7 protein-coding genes and 1 tRNA gene are annotated in these 7,908 nt (G+C 62.8%); 4 read left to right on the top strand and 4 right to left on the bottom strand.

Translation table 11 applies throughout. The features are described 5' to 3' along the window. Together ACIQ3Q_RS07740 and ACIQ3Q_RS07735 are read left to right on the top strand one after the other, a co-directional pair. Positions 1-2,007 (top strand): hypothetical protein (locus tag ACIQ3Q_RS07740; RefSeq protein ID WP_396268451.1); only part of this gene is annotated, 2,007 nt, incomplete at its 5' end. Positions 2,008-2,667: 660 nt separating this feature from the next. After that, positions 2,668-3,159, top strand: coding sequence for a hypothetical protein (locus ACIQ3Q_RS07735; protein WP_396268450.1), 492 nt, complete (start codon positions 2,668-2,670; stop codon positions 3,157-3,159). 346 nt (positions 3,160-3,505) lie between these two features. Here ACIQ3Q_RS07735 and ACIQ3Q_RS07730 read toward each other — a convergent pair whose 3' ends face one another. Next, entirely contained in the window at positions 3,506-3,889 is a 384-nt protein-coding gene (locus ACIQ3Q_RS07730) for a hypothetical protein (RefSeq protein ID WP_396268449.1), read from the bottom strand. A 242-nt stretch (positions 3,890-4,131) separates the two neighbouring features. Here ACIQ3Q_RS07730 and ACIQ3Q_RS07725 point away from each other — a divergent pair, with 242 nt between their 5' ends. Then, a complete protein-coding gene (locus ACIQ3Q_RS07725) occupies positions 4,132-4,416 on the top strand; it encodes a hypothetical protein (protein WP_396268448.1) in 285 nt (94 codons plus the stop codon). A gap of 561 nt (positions 4,417-4,977) precedes the next feature. Here ACIQ3Q_RS07725 and ACIQ3Q_RS07720 read toward each other — a convergent pair. Next, positions 4,978-5,054 (bottom strand) — tRNA-Pro (locus ACIQ3Q_RS07720). 36 nt (positions 5,055-5,090) lie between these two features. Continuing rightward, positions 5,091-5,585: a ribonuclease E activity regulator RraA gene (gene rraA / locus ACIQ3Q_RS07715; RefSeq protein WP_396268447.1), complete on the bottom strand. Its 495-nt coding sequence runs from the start codon at positions 5,583-5,585 to the stop codon at positions 5,091-5,093. 132 nt (positions 5,586-5,717) lie between these two features. Between rraA and yedA the strand changes: the two genes are divergently transcribed. Next, positions 5,718-6,614: a drug/metabolite exporter YedA gene (gene yedA, locus ACIQ3Q_RS07710; RefSeq protein ID WP_396268446.1), complete on the top strand. Its 897-nt coding sequence runs from the start codon at positions 5,718-5,720 to the stop codon at positions 6,612-6,614. On the opposite strand, the gene ACIQ3Q_RS07705 is transcribed toward yedA, so the two are convergent. After that, entirely contained in the window at positions 6,559-7,821 is a 1,263-nt protein-coding gene (locus tag ACIQ3Q_RS07705) for an MFS transporter (protein ID WP_396268445.1), read from the bottom strand. The two genes, yedA and ACIQ3Q_RS07705, sit on opposite strands and share 56 nt — an antisense overlap. Between the last annotated feature and the right edge of the window lie 87 nt (positions 7,822-7,908).

Genomic DNA, 7,908 nt, shown 5'->3' with positions numbered 1-7,908 from the left:
CGACCTGGAAAAGCGGGCCCGGCAGCTCGGAGCGGCATTCGCTGCGAAAGACCGAAAGTCGGTTACATCAAGGTCGTCGGAATAATATCGGGTTTGAGCTTACAACCCCAGGTGGGCATGCTTTTGCGGGCCATAGCTGCCGAGCTACCTGAGCAAGAAATGCGCGCGGCTTGGCTGGCTTGGTCCGACACCGCAGACGCCAAGTTCAAGGTAGATAACGGCGGTGCGAATTCACCTGAGACGCTGTGGGAGACCTTTACCCCAAGGGTCAGCGCAGATGTCGCGCTCAGCACCATCTGTGCTCGTGCGAAGGAGTCTGCTGTAACAAGTGCGCACTCAGCGCGCGGGGCCCCTATGTGGGCCGATGAAGCCATGGAGGCAGCTCAATATCTTCAGACCTACCACCCGGCGGCACTGGCCGAGCTTGGCCCTGAATTCCCAACCCTGCCCGAGCCGACCTCACCAGCCGGTTCAGCACCCGCCCTAGACCTCGGTGCGCACGCGGTTGACCAGTTGGGAAACGCTGTTGTCATCAAAGGCGGGGCAGTCATGCCAGTGGACAGCCAAGCGTTTCAAGACCTGGCGATCGCGCACCTTCAAGCTAAGGGTAAGGCCGTGACGCGCGCGGCGCTGGACAACCTGCGTTTGACCATGGGGCCACTTTGCCGGACCTCAGGGCGCGCCGTCCATGTTTTTAGGCGCTTTGGAGTCACCGCAGAAGGCAACCCCTGCATTGACTTAGGCGACGCGGCAAAGCGCGTGATCGTTCTGGATCGAGTTACTGGAGCTTGGTCAGTCGAGAGCGAGCCTGGTGTGTTTTTTCATCGACCGCAAGGCTATGGCCAGCACCCAATGCCAGAGCAAGTGCAGGGCGGCATCAGCGGGGCCTGGGAGTACCTTTTGGGGTTCTTGGGCTCGTTGGGCGTCCCGGCCGACTCGTCCCCGCTGGTTGCTGTGGTGCTTGCCTGCTGGATGTTCGACCGTGGCGGCGCCTACCCAGTTCTGGAGCTGCTGGGGTCTGCTGGATCGGGCAAGACCACGGCGGCGCACACGCTGGGAATGCTCGTCGACCCGCGAGCAAGCGGCCTGCTGCTGACACCCACCGCCTGGGCCTTTGAGAAACTCGCCCCTATCGCTCAGTCGACCCCCATCTTTCTGGGCGACAACCTGAGCTACCTGCCTCGCGACGGTCAGGACCTGCTTTGCCAAATAGCGACCGGCGTGGAGGGCGTGGTCCGGACCCTCTACACCACCACCGGATCCACGACGATGTTCGTGCATGCCCGGGTCGTGATCACCGGCATCTCCCCCGTCATCACGAGGGTCGATCTACTCGACCGCACCGTTCGCGTCACCCTCACGGGACCACGACTGCGCATGGATGACTGGCAGCGCAAGAACTGGCTTGCCCAAGAGCGGCCGAAACTGCTGGGCGCCATGTGCACAGTCGTTGCCGCCGGTCTGACGCACCTGGAGGAGGTCCCGGGTGCGACGCATCGGCTCGCCGAGTTCCAGAGGCTGGGGTGGGCCATCTACACAGCCATGGGCAGAGACCTGGGGGAGTTCGAGGCACTGACGCAGCGGCACCGGGGCGACATTGCCGCATATAACGCGGACGCCGATCCATTCACAAGCGCGCTGACCACCATCCTCCACGAGCAAGCGAACGCGGCCAAACCTGCGGAAAAACTGCCTCCTTGGTACGGGTGGGCAGAAAAAGGGAAGCCCGGAACCTGCTCCGCCCGTCTGCCGTCCGGCCATGTGGTCCTCGCCGCGACATCGAAGGCGCTACTGGAACTCACGCGGCACAAGATGCTGGTCGGCGCTCTAGATCGGCTCGATCACGACCACGCCATACCGAAGCATGTCCGAGCGCTTGATGCGGCAGTCACTCGGGTAACCCCAACCCTTCGGGATCTGGGGTGGGGTGTCGAGCGGCGCAACTTCAGCGAGAACCGTCGAGCCTGGGTCTTCGCCCGTGCTGCTGGGGTTGCTGAAGGTGGATAGGCAAACAGCAAAGTTTCGGGATGCCGCGCGCCACCATCCCGACAGCATCCCGAGAAGGAACCCGACGCTAGGCCGCATGAATGCTAGGTTTCTTCGATTTTCGGGATGCCGCGACGTAGCACCTCTTCTTTTTGAAAGGATAAATGTATAGGTAGGAGAGAAGAGCAGTGATAGACATAGAAGAAGCTGCGCCGCCAGCATCCCGTCATCCCGAAAACAGCAAAAACCCAGCATTCATGCGGCCTAGCGTCGGGTTCCTGCCTCGGGATGCCACCGATTTCGTCATCCCGTCATCCCGAAACACCCCTCAATGGTCAGACCGCCAAAGAAAGGACCACTATGCACACCTGCACAACAACCCAGTCACCCACAATCGACCTGCCCGCCTTGAGGCAGGAGCTGAGTGGAATGCTTGACACGGCTACAGCCGCCCTAGAGCCGCTCGCGCAGCTCAAGTCCCTCGCTCAAGACATCGGGTGTTTAACCTTACTGCCTCGGGTCGAAGGAGACGCTGTGGCGGTCTTGCGGCGGAGTTTTCGGGCATGGCACCTGCGCCAGTCGAGCACTGACACTGCCGAAACACAGACCGCCGCTGAAGCGCGGATGTCGGCAGTCCTAGCCAGATCGGGCCGTCCAAGCTATCACGAGTGCGCAGCCACCGTGGTGGCCATCTTGGTTGACCGCACCCTTGAGCCGGGGGAGCGCTTGGCCGACCTTGAACGTCTATGCCCAGGAATTGGACTCGCCAGCTATGCGGTTAGAGCACCCGACTTTGTAGCGACGCTTCGGCAGATCGAAAAAGGGCTCGAAACTGTTACCCATGAGTACGTCGATAACCGCTGGACGCGCATCGACCTCCCCGACGAGCTTGAAGAACAGGACGATAAGGCGCTCGCGTGGATGAGGCCCTTTTTGGGTAACTGGGAGGCATTGGGCGCCGTGCAGAACTGCATCCGCTTCGTGTCTCAGATCCTGCCTGCCCACCAAAGGCCGGAGGCCTTTGTCGGTGGGCACAGTAGCGCGGTTCAAGAATGGGCTCTGGCCCATTTGTACGTTGAGGCTGCTCTCTGCCAAGTTCTGACCGAGACGGATGGCACGGTGGACGAGCACCAGCTCCGGCATGCCCTGGCGACGCTCACAGCGCAGATGTGATGAACCAGATGCCCGCGATCACCGATGCGGTTGACGCCTGGCACAAAGCCCATTGGCGCCCCTTCTACACCTGTCCTGAGGTTCGGGAGGCATCGGGCGTCGGTGCCCCCTCCTACGCCCCCATCCTTCGGCTGCATGGCTGGTCTGCGCGGCGGGTTTGGTTCTACCTTGGAGAGGACTCGGCCCCACGCCTGCGGGTGGTGTGGGTTCCGCCCGGTGGGTTCATCGCGCGAAAGCGTGGTCGGCCGCCCAAGCGATCAATCACGGCCAGCCGTGCACCACTTCATTCTGGGCACCTTTGCCCCGACTGACTGCTCCGAGCCAGTCGAACTGAAGTGCCTACAAATCACGGCAGCTTGGCACTCGCCTTAGGTGCTGGGGGTGTTGGGGCAGTTGCTGGCGTCCGCGCTTGCGGTGGCTCCCACCGCTCGTCCTTCATGGCACAGGCGCGAACAAGAACCGCCGCAACATCATCGCTCATTCCGGCCTTTACGTTCTTGATGACGCACTCCTCGTAGGTTTCTTTTGGGCGCCCGTCCCACCAGAATGCCACACCTGCCGCAAGCACCGCAGTGATGACATGCGCCCAGACCGGGGAGTCGTGAAGCCACCGAATGAAGTCATCGACGACACCAGTGCCGTCCTTATTGGCATCACGCAGGCCCCCAGCCACGAACGCAGTGCCCGCAGCAACTGCCAGGGCGATGGTAAAAAATTTGTCGAAATCCATGCATCGGGCCGGTTAGCGTTACGATTCCAAAAATCTTACCCCCATATCTCACAAACCCGGTACGGGGGGTACCCCTTCCGCGCTCGGTGTCCACACGTGGGACGGGGGTGGGGGTAGGGTCACCGAAGCAGAGCGAGAGACGATCCCCCTCACCCCTTCGTTAACGGGCACCCGTTGACAAGTTTGCACCGCGCGAGTAGTTCCGGCATCGTTACGGCATCAACCAACAACCGGAGAACGTAATGCCCCGTGACCACGTGCTGACCGAACGCGCCGCTGCCCTTCTGCTCGGCGTGCGCGCCTCCACCCTTGCTGAATGGCGCTCTTGGGATAGCGTGACTTCAGGCGCTCTGGGTCGCGCGCCGATGGCACCACCACACCGCGTAGCCCCGTCCGGCGCAATCGAGTACTGCCTGGCGAAACTCCGCGCGTGGCTGGCCAGTCTGCCCAAAGTGGACGGGATCGTCACCTTCCCCGCAAACCTGCCCCACACGCTGCAAGCGTCGCGCCCTGACACCGTACACTGACCCACTCCCTCCGTGCCCCTTGCCACGACGCAGGGGGGCGGCGGCGGTCCCTCAAATGCGAGGAGTGCAGGCCAGCACCCCACCCCTCTCGCCTGACCTATCGGGCCTGTAGAGGCACCTTTTCGGCCCTTGAGCGAGCTGCAAATGTCACAGCCACCAGAAACGGACAAGGTGACCCTACCCCCGGACCATCCCCCACGCTGGGTGTTCATCAGGCGGGACACCCGCACCGAGGAGGAGATTCGCCGCGACCGACACGACGCGATCCGGCGCACCTGGGAGCCGCTCGGCAATTCACTCAGCGACCGCCTGAAGCGACTACGCAGGGAGTTTTTCCTCTGGTGGAGCTGAGCCCCCTGCCCCTGGCGAAAGCCACATAGGGGAACAAACAGGGGAACATCGGCAACACCTTACAGAGAAAAGCCTTACTCCATGGGGCGTCCAGAGGAAAGTTCGATCTCCTCCGGGCACATATTTGGCCAGCGTCAGTGCAGCAGCGAAAAAAAAGCGCCTTCGATGTGAAGGCGCTTTTTTATGGCTTTTGAGAAAGCCTGAAAAGAATGGTCGGGGCGGCGGGATTCGAACTCGCGACCCTCTGCTCCCAAAGCAGATGCGCTACCAGGCTGCGCTACGCCCCGACTAAGCTGCGCATTCTAGCCTGAGAAATCGCCAATTCAGCGTGAGGGCATCACAACAATCCCATCTTCATCAGCCACCAGCCATTCGCCGGGGCGGATCCAGACCTCACCACACTGCACCGGCACGTCACGCTGGCCCTGGTTCTGGCGGTCTGTTGGCATCGGTATCAAGCCCATCGCGCGCAAGCCTATGGCGCACTGGGCCAACTCAGCCTTGTCGCGCACCGCACCGATCACCAGCACGCCGGCCCAGCCGTTCTTGGCTGCATCGGCCGCCAAGTTACCGCCCAACAAGGATCGGCGCAGGGAGCCGCCGCCGTCCACCACCAACACCCGCCCCAAGCCAGGTGATTGAACGGCTTCCTTGACGCGGGAGTTGTCTTCTAGGCAGCGCACCGTGGAGACTTCGCCCGCAAAGCGCTGGAGGCCGCCGTAATCGGTGAACCAAGGGGGCAACACGCGAAAGAGACCTGAGGTGTCGTTCTTGTGGGTGTCGCACAGGTCGCAAGTCGACGACGAGAGTGTGTTCATGGGCCGCAGAGTCCTTGAAGGCTGAAGGGAAACGGTGCCAAGCCTAGCGCAACTCACCCACAGCAAATTGACAGTCCGGAAACGGCCACCGCCGCCCGGCAAGTGGCCTGATTTGCTGGCTAAGTTGCTGGCATGCATTCACAAGAACAGCCTGCGGGCCACACCGCGCTCAGTCCTCTCATCATCGCCTGCCTGGCCGCCACCTGGCTGATTTGGGGCTCGACCTATCTGGCTATCAAGTTTGCCTTGGTGAGCTTTCCGCCTTTTCTGCAGATGGGCAGCCGCTTCATCACCGCAGGCGTTTTGCTGATGGCTTGGATGAAGTGGCGCGGCGCCCCTTGGCCCACGGCCGTAGAGTGGCGCAACGCCTTCGTGATCGGCGGGCTGATGCTGGGCGGCGGCATGGGCGGCACCGGCGTGGCCGAGGAAACTGTGGGCTCGGGCCTGGTGGTGGCGTTTATTGCCGTCATCCCCTTGATGATTGCCGCCCTCAACCGCTGCTATGGCATCAAGACCGGTGGGTTGGAGAGCGCCGGCATTGCCGTGGGCTTGGTCGGCGTCTTGATGCTGACCCAAGGCTCAGGGTTTCAGGCCTCGATGCCAGGCTTGATCGCCATCACCATTGCCTGCATCACCTGGTCGGTGGGCAGCGTGCTGAGCCAACGCAACTTTCCGCTGGCGCCCGGTGCCATGGGGTTTGCCTCTGAAATGCTCTGTGGCGGTGCGGTGCTGATGGTGCTAGCTGCCATCGCTGGCGAAAAGGTCCAATGGCCGCCAGAACCCAAGGCCTTGGCAGCTTGGTTCTATCTCGTCGTCTTCGGCTCCCTGATCGCCTTCAATGCCTACATGGTCTTGCTGGCACAGGCCTCGGCGGGCTTGGCCAGCAGCTACAGCTTTGTGAACCCGGTGATTGCGATGTTGCTGGGCGTCAGCCTAGCGGGTGAGGTCGTGACCGGCTTTGAATGGGCTGCCGTCAGCGTGGTGCTGCTGGGCGTGGTGCTGTTGGTGGCAGGGCGGCGCCCGCCCTGACGTGCCGGCCGACCAAGGCGGCCGAGGCCACGCCAGCCAACAGGGCCGCAGCGGCGCCCCACATCACGCCTCTCGGGCTGCCGCCGTCGAGCAAGGCACCAAACACCGGGGCCGCCAAGGCAAAGCCAATGTCCAGGCCGGAATACACCGTGCCATAAACCCGGCCCGTGGCGCCCGGTGGCGCGGCGCGCTTGATCAGCATGTCCCGCGACGGGCCGGCCAAGCCCGTGCCCAAACCGGCCAAGGCCGTCAGCGCCACCGCCCAGGCCGCTGGCACCATGCCGCTGCCCACCAAGAGCAGTAGGCACGCCGTACCCATTAGGCAAGCGGCGATCAGGCGCTCCAAATGCTGCGCCTTCCCGGCCCAGAACCCGCCCAACACCATGCCCAGGGCCCCGCACACCATATAGCCGGTGACCACCATGGAGGTGGCCGTCAGGGGCAGGTCATACAGACTTTGCAAAGCCGGGCTGGCGAAACTTTGAATGGCCGACAGCGAGCAGGTCGTCCAAAAGAAGAAGGAGAAGCACAGCCACACCGAGGGCAGGCGCAAAAAGGCCAAGCTGTGCTCCTCCGCTCCAGGGGCAGCCGGCTTGCTGGGCGCTACGGCCAGCCTGTCATCCAGCGCGGCTGATTGCCAGACCAGCACCGCCAGCACCAGCAAGGCCCACAGGCCTGCGCAGCCCGCCGCCAGGCGCCAAGAGCCACTGGCGGCATAGAGCCCGGTTAAGTACAAGGGAGCGGCGGCCCAGCCCAGATTGCCTGAGATGCCGTGCACGGAAAAGGCATGACCCAGGCGAGCGGGTGAGACGCGTTTGTTCAGAATGGTGAAGTCGGCCGGATGAAAGGGCGCATTGCCCAGGCCCGCCAAGGCCGCCGCCAGCATCAGGCCGCCAAAGCCTTGGGCGGACGCCGCCGCTGCGGCGGCCAAGGCAAAACACACCATGGCCAGGTAGAGCACCGGTCGGGCACCCACTTTGTCCACCACAAAACCGGCCAAGGCCTGGCCCAAGCCAGAGATGACAAAAAACGTACTGACCAGCAAACCGAGTTGAGCGTAGCTGAAGCCGAATTCCGCAATCAGCATGGGGAACAGCGGCGGCAACAGCATATGAAAGAAATGCGAGGTGCCGTGAGCCAAGCCCACCAAGGCAATGGTTCGCCAGTCTTGCTGTGCGCTGCTGGGGAGTGCGGTTGAGCTAGCCATGGCTGACATGGTAAGGCCCAGCAGCACAGGTTCAGCCCGCCATCCGCTACCATTGCCGCCCCGGACACTTGCGGCCGCCCATGCGGC

It is taken from the genome of Ideonella sp. (assembly GCF_044358605.1).
In the GTDB taxonomy this organism is placed as follows: Bacteria; Pseudomonadota; Gammaproteobacteria; order Burkholderiales; family Burkholderiaceae_C; genus Ideonella.
Note: the sequence above shows the minus strand (reverse complement) of the source record. Positions and strands in the feature narration are given on the sequence as shown.

Excerpts from the sequence above, each read along its gene's own strand:
- ACIQ3Q_RS07705 (WP_396268445.1), bottom strand. The coding sequence starts at position 7,821 with ATGGCTAGCTCAACCGCACTCCCCAGCAGCGCACAGCAAGACTGGCGA.
- rraA (WP_396268447.1), bottom strand. The coding sequence starts at position 5,585 with ATGAACACACTCTCGTCGTCGACTTGCGACCTGTGCGACACCCACAAG.
- ACIQ3Q_RS07725 (WP_396268448.1), top strand. The coding sequence starts at position 4,132 with ATGCCCCGTGACCACGTGCTGACCGAACGCGCCGCTGCCCTTCTGCTC.
- ACIQ3Q_RS07730 (WP_396268449.1), bottom strand. The coding sequence starts at position 3,889 with ATGGATTTCGACAAATTTTTTACCATCGCCCTGGCAGTTGCTGCGGGC.
- yedA (WP_396268446.1), top strand. The coding sequence starts at position 5,718 with ATGCATTCACAAGAACAGCCTGCGGGCCACACCGCGCTCAGTCCTCTC.